This is a genomic window from Clostridium pasteurianum DSM 525 = ATCC 6013 (genome assembly GCF_000807255.1).
Taxonomy (GTDB): Bacteria; Bacillota; Clostridia; order Clostridiales; family Clostridiaceae; genus Clostridium_I; species Clostridium_I pasteurianum.
Genome location: NZ_CP009268.1, coordinates 3,283,238 through 3,305,826, shown reverse-complemented (window position 1 = coordinate 3,305,826; position 22,589 = coordinate 3,283,238). Strand labels below are relative to the sequence as shown.

The following is a 22,589-nucleotide window of genomic DNA, read 5'->3' as shown; positions in this document are numbered from 1 at the left end:
GTGAAGATAAGAAAAAGAGATTCTGGGGCAATATTAACTGCACTTCAGGGGGGGGTTGTACCTAATAGAGGTCTTCAATATGTAATGGTCGGTCGTAATGAAGAAGCAGAGCAGATATTAAAGGATTTAGAAAATATTAAAGCTGGCTCATCTATTATTAAATTTTTTATAGGACCCTTTGGAAGCGGCAAAAGTTTTATTCAGGCATTAATACAGCAAATAGCCTTTAAAGAAAATTTTATTGTAGCAAAAGCAGATTTTACTCCTGAAAGACGATTATATGGTAGTGATGGTAAAGCTGTTGCAATATATGCAGAACTAATAAAAAATATTGCTATAGCTACAGTGCCAGATGGTAATGCGTTTTCCACAATACTTGATAAATGGATAAGTGAAGTTCAAGCAAAAGTATCTGTTGAAAAAGGGTATGGCTCAGTAGAATTCGGAAATGAGGATTTTGTTAAAGATGTAGAACTTGAAATTAATAAGGTTGTAGGGAAAATGGATGCGCTAACGGGAGGTTATGATTTCGCAAGAATACTAACGCTCTATTTTAAGGGATATGTTAAAGATAATAATGAAATTCAAAGATGTGCTTTACGTTGGCTTCGTGGAGAATATAGTACTAAAACTGAAGCTAGAAATGATCTTGGAGTAAGGGATATTATAAATGATAATAATTATTATGATTACATAAAAGTGTTATCTCAATTTGTTAAACAGATAGGATTTTCTGGATTGGTAATAAACTTTGATGAGGCTATAAATTTATATAAAATAACTCATCCACAGACCAGAGATAAAAATTACGAAACTATTCTTAAAATATATAATGATACTCTTCAGGGAAATGTGGAAGGTCTATATATTACCATAGGTGGTACTCCAGAATTTTTAGAAGATGAAAGACGTGGAATATTCAGTTATGAAGCATTAAAGAGCAGACTTTCAGTGAATCCTTTTGAAACCAATGTATTCAGAGATTTAAGTCAGCCAGTTATAAAATTGACACCACTGCAAAATGATGAGACCTTTGTTTTATTACAAAAGGTTAGAGATATTCATGAGGCACATTATGGATACATAAAGAATGTATCTGATGAAGAAATAAAAGAATTTATAAAAAATGAGTATTCGAGACCAGGTGCAAAAGAAAATATGACTACTAGAGATGTGGTAAGAGATTTCATAGGTGCTTTAAATATAATTCATCAAAATCCTGATTTTGATCATAAGCAAATTTTTGGTAAAAACAGTAATGAGAATAATAATAAATTAAATGAAGATTTAATGAGTAGGTTTAAACGAGCTAATCAATAGGAGGAAAATATGAGTTCTTTTAATCTATTGTCTAAAAATATGCAAAAGAAAGTATGGGATATGCATTGGGATAATTTTACTCTTATACAGGATAAAACAATTCCAATAATAATTAATACCAATAAAGATGTTGTTGTCTGTTCAGGCACTGCTTCTGGTAAAACGGAGGCAGCTTTTTTGCCAATATTAAGTTTAATTGAAAACAGTGCAAAAGAAAAGCTAAAACTTATATATATTTCTCCGCTTAAAGCTTTAATAAACAATCAGTTTGAGAGAATAGAAAATCTTTGTAATAATCTTGAGATTACTATAAATGCATGGCATGGTGATATAAGTCAAACTAGGAAAAATAAATTTATAAAAAATTCATCAGGAATATTGCAGATAACTCCAGAATCAATTGAAAGTTTATTGATAAATAGAACGGAAAGTGTAAGTGAAATATTTAAAGAAGTTGATTTTATAATAGTAGATGAAATCCATTCTTTTTTAAATAGTGCAAGGGGAGTCCAGTTAAGATCATTGTTATACAGAATAGAAAATTATAATTTGAGAAGACCAAGAATAATAGGTTTATCTGCTACCGTTGAAAATTTTAACTTTGTAAAGGAATGGATTAATTTTAAAGATAAGGATAACGTGGAGATTGTTGAAGTAAAAGATAGTGATAAACAGCTATATTATTCTCTTATGCATTTTGATTGCGATAAAAGTGGGAAAAAGCCATTAGAGCTTTTTGAAGATATGAGAAATTTAACTAAAAAAAATAAATCAATAATATTTTGTAATAGTAGAGGAGAGGTAGAAGAAACTACTGTATTGCTAAATCGACTAGCCGAAAAAGAAGGATTATTAGAAAGTTACTATGCCCATCATTCCTCAATAGATAAAAAGGAAAGAGAATATGTGGAAAAGAGTATGGCTAAGGCTGGTGTACCTAAAAGTGTTGTTGCTACAAATTCTCTTGAATTAGGTATAGATATAGGGACAATTGAATTTGTAGTTCAAGTAGATAGTACATTTACAGTATCATCTTTAAAGCAAAGGCTTGGGCGTTCTGGCAGAAAGAAAGATTCAAATCAATTGTTACAGTTATATACTACGTCTAAAGATAGTTTATTACAATCTTTAGCTGTAATGGAATTACTCCTTGAAAAATGGATAGAACCAGCTGAAGGATATCCATTGCCTTATGACATACTTTTTCATCAGATAATATCTATATCTAATGAAACTAATGGGTTAACTCTTGAAAATTTATTAAACAAAATTAAGGATATTCTAATATTTAATACCTTGGATAATGAAAAGATAAGAATTTTGATAGGACATATGTTGGAAAAAGAGTATTTAGAACTTATTAAGGGCAGTAATGAGTGTATAGTAGGAATTGAAGGAGAGCGAATACTTAGGAGTAAAGACTTTTATTCAGTTTTTATGAGCCCTGAAGAATATATAGTGCAAAATGGAAATAAAAAGATAGGACAGTTAGATAGAAATTTTCAGATTAATATAGGAGATAATATAATTTTAGCAGGTAAACTATGGTCTATAATAAGTATTGATACTAAAAGAGGAAAGATATATGTAGAAAAAGCCTCTAATGCTAAACCCCCAAAGTATTCTAGTGGAGAAAGAAAGTTAAATTCTAAAATACTCGAAAAGATGATGGATATATTATGTTCTAAAAATGAATTTAGTTATATAAATCATAATGCTCTTGCTCTATTAAATGAACTGAGAAAACCATATGAAATTTTCAAAGTTGATCCAAGTGAAAGAATAATATGGAGATACAAAGACGAAATGTGCTTCGAAACTTTTACAGGTACTAAAATATTTAGAACTTTAAACTGGATGCTGAAATCATTAAAGGTTAATATTCAAAGCTATGATTCCTTTGGAAGAATAAAAATATCAGGAGTATATCCTTTAGATGGGATTTTAGAAGAAATAAGCAGCAAAAAGTGGAGTAATGAATTACTATTTAAGGAAACAAAGGATAATGAATGGTTTAAGTCAAAATACATTGAGTATCTTCCAGAAGAATTACAATACGATATGCATGCGGCTAATGAAATAGATATTGATGGTACTTTGGAGTATTTGAAAGAATATAGATTTAGAATAATAGATAATTGATAGTTTATATGTTAGATAGATGAAAACGAAGGCAAGTATAATGGAATACAAATTGAATTACTTTTTGACAAAAATGAATATCTTGATAGACTATGTCCTAATAAAGAATGTGAATATGTTTTTAAAATCAATATACAAGATTGGAAAGAAAAAGTATCAGATAAAGAAGTACATTGTCCAATGTGTGGACATATAGATACTTCTGATAAATGGTGGACATATGGACAATTAGATAGTGCGAAGGAGATAGCTTCAAGTTGGGCAATATCATATATTCAAGGTGAATTAAGTAACAGTTTTAAAAAATTAGCTAGTAGCACTCGAAATAATAAATTTATAAAGATAACTTATAAACCAGGACATAAGATATCTTTTATAAATAATCCTATTGGACAAAGAGAAGAATGGAAATTAGATATAACATGCAAGAAATGCAGAACACGATATAGTGTAAATGGAAAGAAGAAATAGAATTATTAATATATATTTTAGAGAATAGGAGGCTAATAATGAGTAGAAATAATGATAGAGACTATATTTTTTTAACTTGGAAAGATTATAAAACAAGACAACGATTTGTAATTGGTGAACTATCAAAAAATGGTAAATACCAATTTGAGTATAAAATTGATGATGTAAATAGAGCAATAAAAAATGGATTTGAACCATTAATAGCATTTCCTAATATAAATGAGATATATGAAAGTTATGATGTATTTCCAGCATTTCCGAGTAGATTGCCAGATAAGAGAAGGAAGGATATAAAAGAAATATTAGCAAAATATAAATTAGAAAAATATGATGCCTTTGAACTTTTAAAAAAAGTGGAGGTAAATTGCCAACTGATAGCTTAGAGTTTATAGATCCAATATTTTCGGATGATAAAAATATTGAAAGAGAATTCTATATAGCAGGTGTTAGACATTATAATTGTTGTAAGAAAGCAGATGAATATGCGGAATTAGATTTAAATATTAATGAAAATCTTCTGTTAGTAAAGGATTTAAATAATATCTATGATAAATATGCTATAAAAATTACGAATAAACAAAATAGGCTTATTGGTTATATACCTGTTTTCTTTAGTAAATCGGTATATAAAGCAATCAATGAAAATAGAAAGATTAAATGTACTATAATTAACAAAGAGTGTAATGATAGTTGTGAAGAGTGTGTTAAGGTTAAGTTAACCATTATTTAGATATAATTTAATATATAAGAGTAAAAAATATTATGATGGAATATTATAAGAAAATGATTTTATCAGCAATCTCAATTCTGTTGATAAAATCATTTTTTCTCATATACTATAAATAGATACATAAAAGTAATGTAATTCAAGAAGGTAAAAAAAATGCTAAACATAGTAGCAGCCATACTAAAAAACAATGATAACAATATATTAATAGCAAAAAGACAACAAGGAAAAAGCATGGCCGGCTTATGGGAATTCCCTGGAGCAAGGATCTGACTTCCAGTCATCTTCTAGGGGGACTGACACCATAAAGTATTTTACATAGTAATCTAAAATATAGACTCATTTTTATTATTTGCTGTGGATAACCTGTTGGCAAAATTGTTAATAACTTTTAGTTTGAAAAAAGGATAATTAGCTGCATTTTTATAATCTCAAAAATTATGACATAAGCTGGAAGCTTATATTTGAGTTAGTTACCTTAGCAATCTCTTCCCTCATAATTTAAATTACTCATTTTAAAATTTATTTATGTTCTACCTTAAATGATTTACCAGTCTGTACAATACTTATATTTAATATATCTATTAATTGTTTAAGGGTTCTAAGATCATTTATATACTTAATATTGTTCTTACTAATTAATTTTTTAATTATTCCTACTATATCATTTTTTTGATCAGAATCCAGAGTGAGCTTATTATTTAGACACTCTCTATTAATATATGTTAAAGTAGTCCATATCTGATCTTCTGATATACTATTTATATCCATTAGAACCCATGTGAAATCTTTCCTTCTAGTATTTTCAGGATAAGCCTTCTTAAAAAACTCTATAAAGTGATTCACTGGCTTTGGATCTTTTTCTTTAACATACTTTCCAAGCTGTGTTTTTAGCCTATTCTTTAGATACATCATTGTATTTGGTTTTATTGAACCCTTTAATTGCTCTATATGCTTATAAATATAATTATAGGTGTCTTTAATCTTCTCCTTATTTATATTTTCCTTTTTAAGCACCGCTGTTATATCAATGTATTCTAGGATGTTCTTCTTAGAATTAAGTTCCTTATTATATAGTGTTTCCCAAATTTCAGATGCAGTTAATTGTTCAAATTCAGTGTTATCTAATACTACGTCTTTATTCATATATGCTCCTTACTTCTTTCTAAATTTCTTAATTCTTATATTGTATCACAATTTTTATAATTACTTTCTGAAATATATGAATATGTTTTTAGTATTGGGTGTATTCTTCACTTACTTTAATTAATGGCAGCATAAAAAACACTATACAAGCTTTTTCATTGACCAATTATAAAATTAAAGATATAATATTGAATATAAATTCAATGAATGGAGGTTCAATATTTGGGCATTCGAGAAGAGCAAAGGAAAAAGAGAAGAGACGGAATCCTTGAGGCGGCATTAGATCTTTTTATTCGCAAAGGGTATTCTGCTACAAAAATAAGTGATATTGCAGAAAGTTTAGGTATGAGCGTGGGACTTTTATTCCACTATTTTCAATCAAAGGAAAAACTATATGAAGAACTTATAAAACTTGGTATTTCAGGTCCAATGAGTGTTGTAGAACCAACAGATAAGGCCCCTATTGATTTTTTTGAGGGGATAGTAAAACAGATTTTTCATTATATAAAAACTGAGCCCTTTGTAGCAAAAATGTTTGTGTTAATGAGTCAGGCTTTTTATAATGAAGCAGCACCACAGAATGTGAAGAATATGATACATGCGTTTGATATCTATACACCAACAACTTTATTGATTAAAAAAGGTCAGCAGAATGGAACAATTCGAGAGGGTAATCCATATGCACTGGCAATTGCTTACTGGTGTGCTATTCAAGGAATTGCTGAGCAGATGGCAATGAATCCGGATTTTCCATGTCCGGAAAGTGATTGGATTGTTGATATAATAAGGGGGAAAATATAATGAAAAAAATAATAATTGTAGGAGCAGGCATCTCAGGACTTACGGCAGGTATTTATGCACTTCAGAGTGGATTTGATGTAAGTATTTATGAAGCACACACCATACCAGGAGGAGCTTCAACCAGCTGGTATAGAAAAGGATATCTGTTCGAAGGTGGCATGCATTGGTTGACAGGATCATTATCAAGTACTCCTTTAAATAGGCTTTGGCGTGAAGTTAGAGCACTGGATGATTCTACAACAATCTATAATAGAGATCCTTTCCTAAGCTTTGAATACAATGCTAGAACTGCATACCTTTATCGTGATGTAGAGAAACTTCGTCGCCACTTTTTAGATATTTCTCCAGAAGATGAGAAGGAAATTAACCGCCTATGCAGGGATATTGAAAAATTCACCAAAATGAGTATGCCTGTTTCGGATATCAAGAATGTAAAAGTAAAGAAAAAAGCTTCTATGCCAGTTAAAACTTTTTTATCTATGCTGCCTCTTTTGCCTCGTATGTCTTTTTATTCAGGTCAAACTGTGAAGGAATATGTAAAGCGATTTAAAAGTGCACTTTTACGACTTCTATTAGAGAGTATTATACCATCAGATTACAGTGCTGCTGGGATGATTTTTACTCTTGCAACTCTTGCATCAGGTGATGGAGGTTATCCAGAAGGAGGCTCTCTTGGAATGGCAAAACGCATGGGAAAATATTTTGAATCACTAGGCGGCAATATATGCTATGGCAAGACTGTAAGCAAAGTGCTATTAAAAAAGGATGTTGCTCAAGGAATTGTTGTAAAGGATGAGTTTATACCAGCGGATTCAGTTATTATTACTCAGGATACCCGAGTTGCCATAGACACTTTATTTGATAAACCTATTAGAGAGACCTGGGCAGAAGATATGCGTAAAAATACAGAACCTGCACTCAATACATTTATTAGTTTAGGAATTGAGGCAGACTTGTCTGATGTACCCGAAAGAATAGCATTTGCAGTTGAAACACCTTTTGTATGCGGAGGCATTGAAGAATCTACTATAAGTCTAATTAATTATGCAAAGTACAAAGGGTATGCACCAGAGGGATGTAGTGCTATCACTTCTATTATCATTGGAGATAGCTATGATTATTGGAAAAAGTGTAAAGAAAGTGGGACTTATGAAATTGAAAAGAAAAAGCTGGCAGAAGCATTTATTGATATTATTGCCAAAAAATATCCACAGATTGCTGGGAAAGTATCAGTTTGGGATGTTGCAACACCGTTAACTTATGAACGATATTTAAAATCCTATAAAGGTTCATGGATGACTATAATGGGTAAGGGGAGAAGAACTTCAAGTTACCCTTTAAAATGTAAAAGTATTAAAAATGTATATTTTGCTGGTCAACGTTTAAGAAGTCCCGGCGGCTTGCCTGTGGCTGTTGAAACAGGACGGAGGTCAATTCAATACCTATGTAGAGATACAGATATTGTATTTCAAAATAAGATCTGAGTGTTTTATTAATCTTCCACGTTCTCCACTAAGATCTCTTGTAATTTTTTTCTAAGAACTAGTAATGCTGCTGTTTCTGCCAGTGCTTTTTCTTTAAACTGTAAGCCTTTCTCTAAGGTTTTTATTCTCTTTGCATCTTCTTGTTGCTTTAGCTTTAATTCTTTAACATCATCACTATCGGCGTAGCCGCTGGTGCTATTTAAACAGGTATTCTACCACTTTTTGACTACGATAACTATCTTAACACAGGGAGAATGATGCGGACTAGTATGTAGATTATCACAGAAAATTCTGATAAAATAAAAACAAGGAAGAATATATATTTTGTATAAGAACGTATGTTTATGTAAATCTTAATAATAAAGAATGTTGTATTAAGGAAGGTGATTTGCGTGAAATGGGAAAAAGTAAGAAAGAATGTGGGGTGAATTGATTTTGACTTTTGATAATAATGAATTGATAAATAACAGTTTTTATGAAAATATAAAAAATACATTAATTGAAGCTCGCCAAAAGGCATATTCATCTATCAATTTCTATATGGTAGAAGCATATTAGAACATAGGAAAACTAATAGTGGAAGAACAAAAAGGTGAAGAAAAAGCTGAGTATGGGGATTTTATTATAAAAAATTTATCAAAAGAATTGACTAAAGATTTTGGCAAGGGGTTTACACAGTCAAATCTTAGAAATATGAGACAATTTTATTTGATATTTAACAATAGCTACGCACTGCGTAGCGAATTGAGTTGGACTCATTATAGACTTTTAATGAGATTAGAAAATGAAGAAAAGAGAGATTTTTATATAGATGAATGTATAAAAAGTAATTGGAGTACAAGACAACTGGAAAGACAGATAAATTCTTTTTATTATGAACGATTGCTGGCAAGTCAAAATAAGAAGCTAGTAAGAAATGAAATAAAGGATCTAGAAACAGGATTAAATCCTAATGATATTATAAAAGATCCTTATGTACTGGAATTCCTTGATTTAAAAGAAAATAAAAATTTTCTTGAAAAAGATTTAGAACAAGGACTTATGAATAATTTGCAACAGTTTCTTCTTGAGCTTGGTAAAGGATTTGCTTTTGTAGCTAGACAAAAAAGAATTACAGCAGATGGTGAACATTTCTATATAGATTTAGTTTTTTATAATTATTTACTTAAATGTTTTGTGTTAATAGATTTGAAACTAGGTAAGTTAACCCATCAGGATATAGGACAAATGGATTTCTATGTTAGATATTACGAGAAAGAAATAAAAGCGGAAGCTGATAATCCAACCATAGGAATTATATTATGTTCTGAAAAGAATGAAACTATAGTAAAATACTCAATTTTAGAAGAAAGTAAACATATATTTGCTTCTAAGTATATGCTCTATATGCCTACTGAAGAGGAATTAAAGAGAGAAATAAATAAGGATAGAGAGATACTTGAGATTGAGGAAAGGATGAATGAAGATGAGTGATAAACGCACTAGGTAACAGTGTGTTTATATAAATCATTTTTTTGGATTATAACATATAATAAAGCTATTAATTTTATTGGAGACGATGTTATGGAAAGGACAAATAAACAAAACAACCTACATGAGCAGTTTCTTATGTATTCATAAAGATCTAAGAGAATTGTTTGAAAAGGCAAAAACAAAAGAAGAACAAGATTTTTATGTTTATTTATTTGATTTGGCATTACAAAAGGCACAAGAAAAAGTAATAGGTAAAAAAATAATGACAACATATACTATATTTGCAGGTGTGAATGGTGTTGGGAAAACATCAATATATAAGTCAATTTACAAGGTTTTTATGTAGTAATGAATTATAATTTTGTTGATAAAATCTTTTTTGTCATCTAAATTATCTGAGTAATATGATAAAAGTTACAGCATCTTTAGCTCTTGCATGCTGCAAAAATGTAGTTATTGTGGGTGATGTAAAACAATTGTCGCAAATTGTTTCTTCAAATATAAAGAAAATAAGTGACAATATTTTCTATGAAAGTAATATTGGAGAAGCTTATAATTATAATAAATATAGCATTATAGCTTCCTTAATGAATTTATACCATAAAGTATATAGAAAAGTTAAAATAAAATGTCTCACTTTACGAGTTGAACTTCCTCCTATAGTCGCATTTTTGGCATAGAGGCTCAACTACATTTCTATTGGAAAATCCGTTGTATAATGTGTTAGCTCTTTCATTTTCTATAATGTCTTCAAAGTGAGTATATTGTATATTACCTAAATTAATTACACCTTCACCATCAAGACAGCAAGGAACTACGGTACCGTCTACTAGAATAGCCACCTGGTCTCTTAAGCCATAGCAAAAGCCATATAAACTATCTTCACTTTCATTTATGTCAGGCCAATTAAAACGAGGAGCCTGGTTTAAATATACGTTGTGAGTAAGCTTTATGCCTCTCTGCTGAGCTAGTTTTTCTTCTATCATATAATCTAGATTAAAAGCATCTTCTATTTGTCTGAGGATATATCTATTCTTCTCTTTACTAAGGTTAATATTGTTGTCTTCACTTAGATTCCACAATCTGAGTGCTGAAATGATATTTGTATTCCTTGAGGCTTCTTTTGCAAAGATTAAAATCTCATCTAGGTATTTTTCCATAGTAGTAGTTTTTACATTGGCATCAAAGCTGTGCAGTGAGAAATTTACTTGTCTAAGGGCAGGTTTACTCAGCAGCGTATGTTTTGAATTTTTTATAAGTGTACCATTTGTGGTTATATTTACTTTATAACCATGGGTGTGAGCCACATCTAAAAATTTGCCTAGTTGTGGATGCAGGGAAGGTTCTCCTTTAACATGAAAATATATATGCTTAGAATGATTTTTAATTTGGCTTAGTATTTTTTCAAATAATTCAATTTTCATAAATTCCAGATTTCTTTCACACTTAGGGCAAAATTCGCAATTTAAATTACAAGCATTAGTTATTTCTATATAGGTCTTCTTAAATTTTTTCATTAGTAAAATCTCCTCACGTTGGGTAATCAATAAAATTGATTTTAGGAATCTTTAAAAAATAATACTATTATTCAAATCACATTATAAGAAATATAATTGATATTAGCAAGAGTATAAATTTATGCAGCAAGTTTGGGCAAGTCCTCACTATAGGGACTGACTCTATGGTGGAAACTGGAAGTTTCTCCTTGCTAATGCTTTAAGTTCAGCTAGCAAGGATCTGACTTTTAGTCATCTCCTCGTTATTTTTAACATAAGACTTGTGTTTTGGTAAAATAAACAAAACAATCTATATGAGCAGTTTCTTATATATTCATATAAGGATCTAAGAGAATTGTTTGAAAAGGCAAAAACAAAAGAAGAACAGGATTTTTATGTTTATTTATCTGATTTGGCATTACAAAAGGCACAAGAAAAAGTAATAGGTAAAAAATAATGGCGGCATATACTATATTTGCAGGTGTGAATGGTGCTGGGAAAACATCAATATATAAGTCAATTTACTATGAAATGAATAAAACTGAAAATAGAATAAATACCGATGAAATGGTGGCAAGAATAGGTTCATGGAAAGATAGTAATTTTCAAATTAAATGTGCACGAGATGCTATAAAATGATACAATAATTTGTAATATTATGTAAGTATAGAGCATTAAATAATGTTAAATTATACATATATATAGCTATAATCAAATATTATTCGTTTATAAATGAATAATATTTGACTATTCGTTTTTGGGGCTATATAATAAAGAATTGGAGGTGTTAATTATGTTCTTTTTCTTTTTTACCACTCCATATATAGCTATAATAGGGGATATAAAGGAATCAAAAAAAATAGCAGATAGGAATTATGTACAAGAAAAATTGAGAGAAGTTTTAAATGATATTAATGAGTACTATTTAAATGATATTTCATCAAAATTTATGATAACCTTAGGAGATGAATTTCAGGGATTATTATACAGTGGAGCTAATGTAATGAATATTATTTCAGAGATTGAAAGGAAAATGTATCCTGTAAAAATAAGATTTGGTGTAGGTGTTGGTGATATAACCACACATATTAATAAGGAGATGCCATTAGGAGCTGATGGTCCAGGATATTATAAGGCGAGGGCTGCAATAGAATATTTAAAACAAAATGAGAAAAGAAAGCAAACTAACCCAGCTGATATCAGAATAGAAGTGGATGGTGACAATCAGTCAACTACATTAATGATTAATACAATATTGTCATTAATTAGTGCTATAAAAGAAGATTGGAGTGACAGACAACGAGAGATAATATGGGATATATTGGAACATAAGGATAGTCAAACTAATGTTGCTAAAAGGCTGAATATTAAACAACCGTCTGTTCAGAAGAGTCTTGCAAATGGAAAATATTATGCCTATAAAGAGGCGGTTGAAGCTATTGAAAAAGCATTAGAAGAGATAAGGAGATAATATGTTTAATGATCCTATAAGCCTTTATAGTACATTTTCGAAATTTTTTAACATTGTTGGGATATCTAAGATGACTATGGTTTCATGGATATTTGCCTTATTAATAATACATAAGCCTTCGAATATAGCTATTTCAAAGTTGCTAGCTAAATATAAACCAGAAATTAATGAAGATGAAAAGATAAAAGATAATAATGCAGGAAGATTTATTGGTACAGTAGAAAGGATTATTATTTTGATATTTATATCAATAGGGCAGTATTCTGCAATAGGATTGGTATTAACGGCTAAATCCATAGCAAGGTATGACAGAATATCTAAAGAAAAAGACTTTGCTGAATATTATTTACTGGGTACCCTTATTAGTACATTTATAGTTATTGTGGTTTCAGTTGTAATAAGAGAGAGTTGGTATAAATTTTAACTATAAAGGATTGAGAAAGGTATATGAAGATAACAAAAATATTTTAAAATGGTCTATGATAGGCACGAAAGAGAGAGGTAAGAATTAGGGAGAGGTTCTTTCTTTTCCAATGGCTAAAGCACTTTCCATACCTTATCGGGAGAATTTATTCAAAAAATTGAACCAAAACAAATATAAAGTAGGAGGGAAAGTTTTATGCAAAGCCCAGATATAATGAGTGTAGAGGTTTTAGAAGAATATAGTTTAAAATTAACTTTTACAAATGGAGAAACGAAAATATTTGATATAAAACCTTTAATGGTAGTCCACACCTTGCATAGACACCACTAAAGAAGGGTATAGTGTTGTATGTGCCTATAGTTGATTTTATGCATTGGCTCAACTGACCTACTGGATATTTTTATAGTTATTCCAGTGCTTAGATAACTAATCTATTGGTTAAGGTATCTGGAAATAAATAACAATTGAAAGATGCTCAAAAAGACAATAGGAAACTAGACCTTTATAAGTTGTATTTTTTAAAATATAATAAAGGCATAATTTAAAAATATTCAATTTTAAAATGAGCTATATTTATGCTATATACTTGGCTTAGTTTTATAAATAAATCTTATTTATTCACAGAGAAAATCAGAGTTTAGTGGGATTAACTTATTAGATATCCATAGGATGAATTTTCATTCTAAATCTATATATGCTAATTACCAAATGATTACATAAATCTAATAAAAAATTTTAACAAAACTAAGGAGGTGATTTTAAATGGGAATTTTAAGTGGACTTATGGGCAATGCATCAGAAATTGACATTAAACACGTGGAGAGAGAATTTGAAAAGATATTAGTAGAGGGAGAACAAGTAGAAAAAGCATATAAGCTAATAAGGGATTTGTTTGTATTTACCGATAAACGTCTTATTCTTTTAGACAAACAAGGAGTAACAGGGAAAAAGGTAGAATATCACTCAATTCCTTATAAGAGTATTACTCATTTTAGTGTTGAAACTGCTGGTAATTTTGATTTAGACTCAGAGTTAAAAATATGGATAAGCGCAACCCAAATGCCCATAGAAAAGCAATTTAAAAATGATAAAAATATATATGGCATACAAAAATCATTAGCTAGCTATGTGCTTAGATAGTCTGAAATTTATATTGCATCAAATGATGTGGAATTTGTGCAACAAGTACTTGTACAAATTCCATGGTATCATAATTTAACGTTAATTGAGAAAATAAAGGATAAAAAGGAAAGATTATGATATAAATATAGCAAGTTCAGTCGTTCCTTCTTCGCAAGGATAACAGTGACTTAAAATACAAAAGTAAAAGAGGAATTAAGTGTGAATTTAAGCCTCTTTTTGAGTATTGGACAACATTTAAATCTTTAGATAATGAACAAAAAAATTTGAGGTGGAATATGAAGGATTTAAGTAGTTATAGTAAGAAAGTCATAGAATTAGATGAAATCGAAAGAATATATAAAACTGAAACTTATGATGACTTATGCGGAGTAGTATCAGATTTAATAAAAGAAGAAAGACTTTTGCCAGTGAAAAGCAGTGGTGGGAATGGTAAGAATCCAACGTTGTATAAAAAATATAAGATATTAGAGAAAAATGCAGATAATAGTGAATTGCTTGATGAAATAAATTATAAGCTTTCAATTAAATTAAGTGTTGAATATTATAAAAAACATATAGATAAGTATAAAGAACATAGGGAATATATACTTAAGCTAAGTGATTTTATTACAAATGAGCAGCATTTATTAAGTGAACCTGTTTCAATGAATGAAAGATCTTTTCAAATATGGGGAAGAGAAAAATTTTTACAAAAGGAAGGCGGAAAAACTATTGTTAAAAATTTAGGAATGGAATTAGAGGAACTAAATTTTTATGATACCTCTGAACCTTTAGCATATTATTCAAAATCTAAAGAGACACCTCAGAAGATTCTAATTATAGAAAATAAGGATACTTACTATACAATTCGAAGGCATTTAATAGGCGGTGGAGAAAATATTTTAGGGGAAGATATAAGCACTTTAATATATGGGGGAGGAAAAAATATTAACAAAGCTTTTAATGATTATAAAATATCAGTTGAAGATTATGTTTCTGACAGTAGAAATACAATATTATACTTTGGTGATTTAGATTATGAGGGAATAGTCATATATGAAGGACTATATAAACTATTTAGTAAAGAATATGATATGATACCATTTATAAAGGGATATAAGAAAATGATTGATAAGGCAAAAGCTGAGTCGATTTGTTTACCAAAAACCAAAGAAGGTCAAAATAAAAATATTAGTGAAATATTTTTAAGGGAATTTGATAAAGAGTACAGAAATGAAATAGAAAAAATGCTGAAAGATGGTTACTATATACCGCAGGAGATAGTGAATATTACAGATTTATAGCTGGAGGTTAACATGGATTTAAGCTTTTTAGATGTGCAGCATATTAGAATGAAAAAAATTGGTGCTTATGCTTTGCTTTTTAGAAATAGTATAGCTAAGGGAACTTGGAAAAAGTATGGTTTTGAAGAGGGCTATGAACAAGATAATTTAATATTTTCAGTTTTGCTTTACATAATGGAGCAATCCCTAAAGGAAGAAATATGTACTATTGATCATATAGCTGCTTTTATTGATGAGCTTAACAATCTCCATTTTAAAAAGGGGATTATATATGAAGAATGCAGGGGTTTAGGGGAATTCATAGTTAATACAATTTTATGTGACGAAGGTAATGCCATGTATTTTAAAGCTTATAATTTTAAAGAGGGACAATATAAAGATATTAACATAAATTTTATTAAAAATAAAATGGAATATATTGAAGGGGTAAGAAGGGTGTCATACTCTCTGACGGATGATGGATATTCACTGCTTTTATCTACCTTAGAAATAGAGGAAAATTTAAAAATTACTATTCATGAAATTGTATTTAAAATGCATTTAGAAAAAGCATCTTATGATAAGGCAGCAGATGATATTAAAAATATATTTAATATGCTTAGAATAAGAGTTCAAAGTATGGAGGATGCCATAAGAAAGATAAAGGAAAATCCACTTGCATATTCAACTAAAGACTATAAGTCCATGATGGAAGGGAATATAGATATTTTAAATAATACTAAGAAACAATTTATTATTCACAGAGAAATGGTAAATGAAAAAATTAATGAGTTTATTGAGCATGATATACATATTAAAGAATTAAATAAAGAGGAAGAAGAAAATCTTAATAATCTAAGAATAATAGAAAAATATTTAAGTAGAACTATTGATGAAGATCAAAGAGTATTAAAAAAACATTTTGATTTAAAGGATGTTTATGGAAAAGAACTTGAAAATATTTCGAAAATGTCATTAATTGAAAGATTTAATTTTAGGAAAGAAGTATATGATAGAATACTAGACAACCCAAATAAATTAGAGGATATTGATATATTTTTAAGACCATTATTTAAAATGCATCTGGAAAAATATTACAATATAAATAAAGCTTTAGAATATCAAAAGGTAATCAGAAAAGCTGAAATAGAAGAGAATGAGGAAATTTCCTTTGATGAAGAGGGATTAATTGAAGCTGAAAATAAGAAAAAGCTAGAAAGACTGGAAAAGTATAAAGGTGTAATAGAAATATTTTTAGAGCTGGCAATTGGACGTGATAAAATTTCTTTAGGGGAAATTAATTCTTTAATAAAGGAAAGTGAAACATTAATGATTACTTTGATACCAACAGTGGAGATATTCAGAGAAGTGATTATTGAAATGTTAAAAAATAGAACTATAGATATAGCTGAAATAAGAGAAGAAAGAAAAAATTTTGTTGAATCTGGAGAAATAGAATTTCAGCTTAATAAAAGTATTTTAGAAATTATAGATGCTAATAACAGTTTTAAGAAAATAACAAAGATAAAGGTTGAAAAAATATTAGACCATGAGGATATTAAATTAGAAGGTTTAAGAAATGAAAATGGAGATATAAAAAACTTCATATGCTCGGATATTTCTATAGAGATTATAAAGTCAGGAGGCTTAAGGTTATAATGGCATATACTACTGAAGAAATTAAAATAAGCAATAAAATATTTTATCATTTATTAAAGCATGGTGAACTGAAAGAAGGAGCGGAAGAGCTTTACAAAATTTACTCTGAAAATGAAAATGTAACTGAGCTTGTTAAAGAATTGGGAGAAGCTTCAGAATGTTATGTTAAAAAATACGGCGGAGTAGTATACCTAATACCAAAGGAAGACAATGATTTTATAGGATATTCAAAGGGTGAGCTTAAAAAAATACTGTGTAAATCTGGAGCAAATGATAAGGATTATTATTTATCGCAATTTGTTATATTAACTCTTTTGGTGGAGTTTTATAATTCTCAAAGTGTTACCAGTAAATCCAGAGAGTACATTAAAGTTGGTGAATTTTTAAATATTATTACTGACAGATTAAAGGATGGTATTGAAAGATCACATAATAATGAAGAAAGTGGAATTGCCTATGAAAATATACTTGAGAGGTTTGAAGCTTTAAAAAGCAGTGAAAAGAAAAGTATGTCCAAGACCACAAAAGAAGGCTTTATAAATGCAATTTTAGATTTTTTGGATAGCCAAGGTTTAATTTACTATATTAAAGGCGATGATATGATTAAAACAACTAAAAAGCTGGATAGTTTTATGGATTGGAACCTTTTAAATAAAAATAATTACAATAGGGTGCTAAAAGCTTTAGGAGAAGAGATAAATGAGTAAGATAAATAAAATTAGGTTTGTAAATTTGAATTATAATTACAATACTATGAAAATAGATGATGAAAAATTTTATTTAGATGGCGAAAATGCTATGCTTAATTTAAGAAATGGCGGTGGAAAATCTGTACTTGTGCAAATGATTATGGCTCCATTTGTTAATAGAAGATATAGAAACACAAAAGACAGAGCCTTTGAAAGTTATTTTACATCGGGAGTTCCTACTTATATATTAATAGAATGGAAGCTTGATGATGGAGCAGGTTATTTATTAACAGGTATGATGGTGAGAAAAAGGGAAGCTGCTTCTGATGAAAACTCTAAAGAAAGATTGGATATTATAAACTTTATTCATGAGTACAGAGAAAAAAATGAATATGACATTAACAGTATCCCTATTGTTGAAGAAAAAAATGAAAGAAAAATAATAAAGAGCTTTACTAATTGCAAAAGTTTGTTTGAAGCTTTGAAAAAGGATAGGCAGTTAAAGTTTAATTATTATGATATGAATAATCCTGTAACCACAAAAAATTACTTTAACAAGTTAGAGGAATATAAGATTAATTACAGGGAATGGGAGACTATAATTAAGCAGATAAACATTAAGGAATCAGGACTCTCAGAACTTTTTACTAAATCTAAGGATAGCAATGGATTAGTTAAAGAATGGTTTTTGCCAGCTGTAGAAAATAAACTGAAGGTTGATGAGGATAGAATTGATAATTACAGGCAGCTGCTGGACAGCTACATTAAGCAGTACAGACAGAACAAAGCAAATATTGATAAAAAAGCAAAGCTTGAATTATTTAATGAGTTGTCTAAGGATATACTTACATGCTGTGAGGAATTTATACATACTACTGAAAAAAGAGAAGAGATAAAAAATTATATAGCAAATGTAATAGCATATTTAAGAGAAAAGCTTGAAGATAAAGAAAAGGAAGAAGCAGCATTAGAACAATTAATTGAAAGTCTTAATGATAAAATTATAGAGCTGCAGTATGAAGAAGAATCTATAAAAGTTTATAAAAAGCAGGAGGAAATAGATACTTTAGAAGCAGATATTATAAAACAACAGGAATTAGTCAGTGAAAGTGAGTGTAGGAAAAATAGTTTAATAAGAAAAGGAAACATATTAGAGTGTGCAAAGATACATAGACAGTATCAAAAAATTTCAAAAGAACTCCAAGAAAATGAAATTGAATTAGCTGTGTTTAGTAAAAAAAATGAAGACAATGCACCGCATATTAATAATCTAGGTTTTACTATAAGAGGAATTTTACAAAAGGAGCTAGAAATTACAAAAACACAAAAATTAGATAAGCTTCAATTAAATAAAAATTTAGAAGAGGAAAAGGAGTCTATTAATAATTTATTGAAGATTAATAGAAATGAAATAAATAGTTTAACTGAGAGAAAAGGATGTCTTTCAGCTGAAGTTTCATCCTTTGATAAATTAGAGGAAAGCTTTAACAGCAGATGTGGTTTTAATTTATTCAGAAATATTGAAGCATATTTTGATGAGGAAAGATTGCTTATTATTGATAAAGAAATTAGTGATGAAGGCAATTCGATAGATAAAGAAAGAAAAAATATCAGCGAAAAAATATTGCAGAATGAAGAAAAATTAAAAAGCAAGGAAAGTGAAAAATTAAGGAATTTTGCAAAAAGCTCTGCTGTTAAAAATAAATTGAGCAATAAAAATTCCGAATTTGAAAAGGCAGAAGAGGAAATAGAGAGAAGAAAGGAAATAATTAAGTTTATTGATTTTGAGGAAGATAAGGTTTTTGATTATGAAAATATAATCAATGCTTTTGACAGAAAAATAGAAATGTTAAAAGAGGATGAAGCAAAGTTAAAAAAGTTACTTGATAATTTAAATAGTGAGCTCATAAAACTTAAAACCGGCAAAGTTTTAGAGCTGTCTAAGGATATAGAAGAAAAACTTAGAGAAAAAGATATCAGTATAATTTACGGAATGGAATGGCTAAAGAAAAATGGGTATCCATTAGAAAAGAACGAAAAGCTTGTAAAGGATAATCCTTTTATTCCATACTCCTTAATAATGGACTCTAAGGAAATTGAACTTTTTGAAAAAGAGCTTTTGGATATATTTACTTCTTCTCCAATATCAATAATAAATAGAAGAGAGCTTGAGACGAGTACTAATATTATGAATGGAGACATTGCCCATTTAAATGGAATTAGCTTTTTTATATCCTTTAATAATAAACTGTTAAATGAAAGTGAGCTTTTAAAGCTGATAGATGCTAAAGTTAAAGAAGCACAAGCAGTACAAGTAAAGATAAATGAAAAGAGTGAAAATATCGCTTTTTACGAAGAAAAAAGAAACATAATAAAATATTCAGCTTTGACTTTAGAGGTATACGAAGGGTTAAAAAAAGAAATCAGCAATTTAAAAGTGGAAGCTTCTGAATTAAGAGAAAGAGAAATTGCTTTAGAAAAGAGTATATTAAGCATTAAGGATGAAATAAAAAATTATAAAGAAAGAGTACAGCTTTTAGAGAAGGATATTCAAAAAAATATTGATAAAGCAAAAGCGTTTAAAGAACTTTTAGAAGCCTATGAAAAGTATAAAAAGAATAAAATTTCTTTAGCGAGAGTGCTGGAAGGCCTAAGTGCAATACATAATCAAATAGAAAAAGCTGAAAGCAGAATAAGCGATATTGAAAAAGGAATAAAGGAATGTAGCAGTGCGATTAATTTTTATAATATTGAAGAAGAAAAAGCTTCAAAGGGACTTGCAGAGTTTAATATTTATAAATCAGGAATTTTAATTGAAAAGGATAGGGAAGATTTAATATCTGAATATAATGCCTTGACAAAGGATATTACAAGTTCAGAAAAAGAATTAAAAAATAAAATAAATAAGCTTAATGAAGAATTTAATGGGATACATAGCGAGCTTATTTTAAAAGCTGATAAATATGAAGTAAAAGAAGTTGAGTATACTAATGAAACTTTTGATACTCAGAAGGAGTTTGAATTAAAAGATGAACTTCAAAAAGAAAATGAAAAATACAATAATTTAAAGGATGAACACAATAAATTTGATAAAGCACATGGTATTGCTGTAAGTAAATTAGAAGATTTAAAGGGTAAGCTTAAAGCTAAGTTTAATAAGGAAGAGCCTAAAACAAAGAGTTTATTAATAGATAAAAATTTTAAACTAGAAATAGAAAAACTGAAATTAGAGATTGTGGAAACTAATAGTAAGAAGTCAGATGTTAATAAAGTTAAAGCAAAAATTGAAAATAATTTAACCAGCTTGAATGAGTTTAATAATTTAAATGTTACAGATAAAGTTGATGTAAACATAGACTTAAATGAATTAGATAGTGCTGTAGGAAAACTAAAAAGAGACTTAAATAATGTAAAAGCACAAGAAAATGAAAGAGAAAAAAATCTCACAAATTTAGTTGTTGATACTGAGATAAAGGATGAATTTAAACAGGAAAGCTTGTTTAAGGAGCCAATTCAGACGCTGAAGAGTTTAATTGGAAAACCAAGAGAGTTTAAGGAGCAGCTTAATTTAGTTGTTAATTCTTATGGGTTGATTATGGAAAAGTTGATGGCAGACATTGAACTCATAGAAAAAGAAGAGGGGAAAATATTAGAGAGCATATTAGAATATATAAAAGATGTTCATGAGAATATTGAAAAGATAGATGGCAATTCATCCATAACTATTGGAACAAAAAGATTAAAAATGCTAAACATAAGTGTATCTGCTTGGGAAGAAAATAAAGAGCTTTATAAGGTAAGGTTAAAGGAATATATTGAGAGAATAAGAGAGCAAAGCATAAAAGCTTTAGAGCAGAATGAAGATATAGAGGATATTATCAGCAATAATATCAATATAAATAAGTTATATGATGGAGTTGTTGGAATTGGAACAGTAAATATTAAATTATACAAAATAGAAGAGGATAAACAGAGACAGATTTCTTGGGATGAAGTTTCGAAAAATTCAGGGGGAGAGGGTTTCCTTTCAGCATTTGTAATATTATCAAGCTTATTATCCTATATGAGAAAAGATGATAGTGATATCTTCAGTAGAAAGGAAAGCGGCAAGGTGCTTATAATGGATAATCCTTTCGCACAAACAAGTTCTGCCCATCTTTTAAAACCATTAATAGACATTGCTAAAAAGAGCAATACTCAACTTATATGTTTTACAGGGCTTGGAGGGGATTCCATATACAATAGATTTGATAATATTTATGTTTTAAACCTTATATCCTCTAAGCTTAAAAGTGGTGTTAAATACTTGAAAAGTGAACATGCGAAAGGTGAGGAAGAAAAGGAAGAAATTATAGCATCAAGATTTAAAATAGAAGAGCAAATTAAATTGTTTTAAAAATTTATTAATTGATGAGAATATACAGAAATTAAGTATTGAAGGAAAAGATGTTCTGACAATAAATGTTCCAAGAGCAAATTACAAACAACGACCTATATATTCGAACGAAAATCCATATAAGGGAACTTATAAGCGCAATGCTGATGGTGACTGTAAATCTACAGAAGATTTGGAGATTGTGTTGAATTTAGGAAAATTATGTGATATAATTTTTTTCAAAAGGGGAGCTTGTAATGCAGGCTGAGAGGAAGTTTAAGCTTCGACCCATAACTTGATTCGGATAATGCCGACGTAAGGAAATATTTGATTTATGCTGTTTGATTAGTTATTTTATGAGTATAAATGGAATATGCCTTATTTGGTATATTCCATTTTTTATGCTTCAAAGAGTATATCTTTCACAAGCTGAAGAGGAGCATCCTTAGCTTGTATGGCAAAATATAACTAAATAGCGAGGGAACTTGTGTTTCAAGGTGAGAGGA

General features: G+C 29.0%; 21 protein-coding genes, 2 pseudogenes and 1 riboswitch. Of the genes and pseudogenes, 21 read left to right on the top strand and 2 right to left on the bottom strand.

What is annotated here, in order from left to right; genetic code table 11:
• The 6 genes from CLPA_RS14940 to CLPA_RS14920 all read left to right on the top strand — a co-directional run bounded on the left by CLPA_RS14940 (position 1) and on the right by CLPA_RS14920 (position 4,933).
• A complete protein-coding gene (locus CLPA_RS14940; RefSeq protein ID WP_003445463.1) occupies positions 1-1,320 on the top strand; it encodes an ATP-binding protein in 1,320 nt (439 codons plus the stop codon).
• A gap of 9 nt (positions 1,321-1,329) precedes the next feature.
• Positions 1,330-3,462: a DEAD/DEAH box helicase gene (locus CLPA_RS14935; RefSeq protein WP_003445462.1), complete on the top strand. Its 2,133-nt coding sequence runs from the start codon at positions 1,330-1,332 to the stop codon at positions 3,460-3,462.
• Between the two features lie 180 nt (positions 3,463-3,642).
• The gene (locus CLPA_RS14930; protein ID WP_003445461.1) at positions 3,643-3,933 is read left to right on the top strand and encodes a hypothetical protein; all 291 of its coding nucleotides are present in this window, start codon (positions 3,643-3,645) and stop codon (positions 3,931-3,933) included.
• 38 nt (positions 3,934-3,971) lie between these two features.
• Entirely contained in the window at positions 3,972-4,316 is a 345-nt protein-coding gene (locus CLPA_RS20575) for a HipA N-terminal domain-containing protein (protein WP_080751526.1), read from the top strand.
• Positions 4,298-4,663: an HIRAN domain-containing protein gene (locus tag CLPA_RS20570; protein ID WP_080751525.1), complete on the top strand. Its 366-nt coding sequence runs from the start codon at positions 4,298-4,300 to the stop codon at positions 4,661-4,663. Before CLPA_RS20575 ends, CLPA_RS20570 begins: the two co-directional genes overlap by 19 nt.
• A 153-nt stretch (positions 4,664-4,816) precedes the next feature.
• Positions 4,817-4,933: an NUDIX hydrolase gene (locus tag CLPA_RS14920; RefSeq protein WP_003445459.1), complete on the top strand. Its 117-nt coding sequence runs from the start codon at positions 4,817-4,819 to the stop codon at positions 4,931-4,933.
• Positions 4,934-5,182: 249 nt separating this feature from the next.
• Here CLPA_RS14920 and CLPA_RS14915 read toward each other — a convergent pair whose 3' ends face one another.
• Positions 5,183-5,806, bottom strand: a complete 624-nt coding sequence (locus CLPA_RS14915) for a hypothetical protein (RefSeq protein WP_003445456.1) — start codon at positions 5,804-5,806, stop codon at positions 5,183-5,185.
• 222 nt (positions 5,807-6,028) lie between these two features.
• Between CLPA_RS14915 and CLPA_RS14910 the strand changes: the two genes are divergently transcribed.
• The 6 genes and pseudogenes from CLPA_RS14910 to CLPA_RS20920 all read left to right on the top strand — a co-directional run bounded on the left by CLPA_RS14910 (position 6,029) and on the right by CLPA_RS20920 (position 10,244).
• Complete coding sequence (locus tag CLPA_RS14910; protein WP_003445452.1) at positions 6,029-6,607, top strand: TetR/AcrR family transcriptional regulator; 579 nt, start codon at positions 6,029-6,031, stop codon at positions 6,605-6,607.
• On the top strand, positions 6,607-8,091 hold the full coding sequence (locus tag CLPA_RS14905) for a phytoene desaturase family protein (protein WP_003445450.1): 1,485 nt from the start codon (positions 6,607-6,609) through the stop codon (positions 8,089-8,091). The genes CLPA_RS14910 and CLPA_RS14905 overlap by 1 nt, the downstream gene beginning before the upstream one ends.
• Before the next feature lie 417 nt (positions 8,092-8,508).
• Complete coding sequence (locus CLPA_RS22030) at positions 8,509-8,649, top strand: hypothetical protein (RefSeq protein ID WP_335617745.1); 141 nt, start codon at positions 8,509-8,511, stop codon at positions 8,647-8,649.
• 3 nt (positions 8,650-8,652) lie between these two features.
• The gene (locus tag CLPA_RS14900; protein ID WP_335617782.1) at positions 8,653-9,564 is read left to right on the top strand and encodes a PDDEXK nuclease domain-containing protein; all 912 of its coding nucleotides are present in this window, start codon (positions 8,653-8,655) and stop codon (positions 9,562-9,564) included.
• Positions 9,565-9,826: 262 nt separating this feature from the next.
• Positions 9,827-9,895, top strand: a pseudogene (locus CLPA_RS20925) (ATPase); the annotation flags it as partial.
• 73 nt (positions 9,896-9,968) lie between these two features.
• On the top strand, positions 9,969-10,244 hold the full coding sequence (locus tag CLPA_RS20920; protein ID WP_003445444.1) for a hypothetical protein: 276 nt from the start codon (positions 9,969-9,971) through the stop codon (positions 10,242-10,244).
• On the opposite strand, the gene CLPA_RS14890 is transcribed toward CLPA_RS20920, so the two are convergent.
• On the bottom strand, positions 10,203-11,081 hold the full coding sequence (locus CLPA_RS14890; RefSeq protein ID WP_003445440.1) for a radical SAM/SPASM domain-containing protein: 879 nt from the start codon (positions 11,079-11,081) through the stop codon (positions 10,203-10,205). The genes CLPA_RS20920 and CLPA_RS14890 overlap by 42 nt on opposite strands.
• A gap of 435 nt (positions 11,082-11,516) precedes the next feature.
• Here CLPA_RS14890 and CLPA_RS14885 point away from each other — a divergent pair.
• From CLPA_RS14885 to CLPA_RS14850, 9 genes and pseudogenes are all read left to right on the top strand, one after another.
• Positions 11,517-11,696, top strand: a pseudogene (locus CLPA_RS14885) (ATP-binding cassette domain-containing protein); the annotation flags it as partial.
• Between the two features lie 157 nt (positions 11,697-11,853).
• Complete coding sequence (locus tag CLPA_RS14880) at positions 11,854-12,531, top strand: SatD family protein (protein WP_003445431.1); 678 nt, start codon at positions 11,854-11,856, stop codon at positions 12,529-12,531.
• A 1-nt stretch (position 12,532) separates the two neighbouring features.
• Positions 12,533-12,955, top strand: coding sequence for a hypothetical protein (locus tag CLPA_RS14875; protein ID WP_003445429.1), 423 nt, complete (start codon positions 12,533-12,535; stop codon positions 12,953-12,955).
• A 195-nt stretch (positions 12,956-13,150) separates the two neighbouring features.
• Positions 13,151-13,285: a DUF2442 domain-containing protein gene (locus CLPA_RS20910; protein ID WP_003445427.1), complete on the top strand. Its 135-nt coding sequence runs from the start codon at positions 13,151-13,153 to the stop codon at positions 13,283-13,285.
• Between the two features lie 432 nt (positions 13,286-13,717).
• Positions 13,718-14,095, top strand: a complete 378-nt coding sequence (locus CLPA_RS14870) for a PH domain-containing protein (protein ID WP_003445425.1) — start codon at positions 13,718-13,720, stop codon at positions 14,093-14,095.
• Positions 14,096-14,373: 278 nt separating this feature from the next.
• Complete coding sequence (locus tag CLPA_RS14865; RefSeq protein WP_003445423.1) at positions 14,374-15,381, top strand: Wadjet anti-phage system protein JetD domain-containing protein; 1,008 nt, start codon at positions 14,374-14,376, stop codon at positions 15,379-15,381.
• Positions 15,382-15,393: 12 nt separating this feature from the next.
• Positions 15,394-17,019, top strand: a complete 1,626-nt coding sequence (locus CLPA_RS14860) for a hypothetical protein (RefSeq protein ID WP_003445421.1) — start codon at positions 15,394-15,396, stop codon at positions 17,017-17,019.
• Positions 17,019-17,726 carry a DUF6063 family protein gene (locus tag CLPA_RS14855; protein WP_003445414.1) on the top strand — a complete coding sequence of 236 codons (708 nt, stop codon included), beginning with the start codon at positions 17,019-17,021 and terminating at the stop codon, positions 17,724-17,726. Before CLPA_RS14860 ends, CLPA_RS14855 begins: the two co-directional genes overlap by 1 nt.
• Positions 17,719-22,104 (top strand): hypothetical protein, encoded by a 4,386-nt coding sequence (locus tag CLPA_RS14850; RefSeq protein ID WP_003445412.1) that lies wholly within the window; start codon positions 17,719-17,721, stop codon positions 22,102-22,104. Before CLPA_RS14855 ends, CLPA_RS14850 begins: the two co-directional genes overlap by 8 nt.
• Before the next feature lie 213 nt (positions 22,105-22,317).
• Positions 22,318-22,422: riboswitch (TPP riboswitch) on the top strand.
• Positions 22,423-22,589 lie beyond the last annotated feature (167 nt).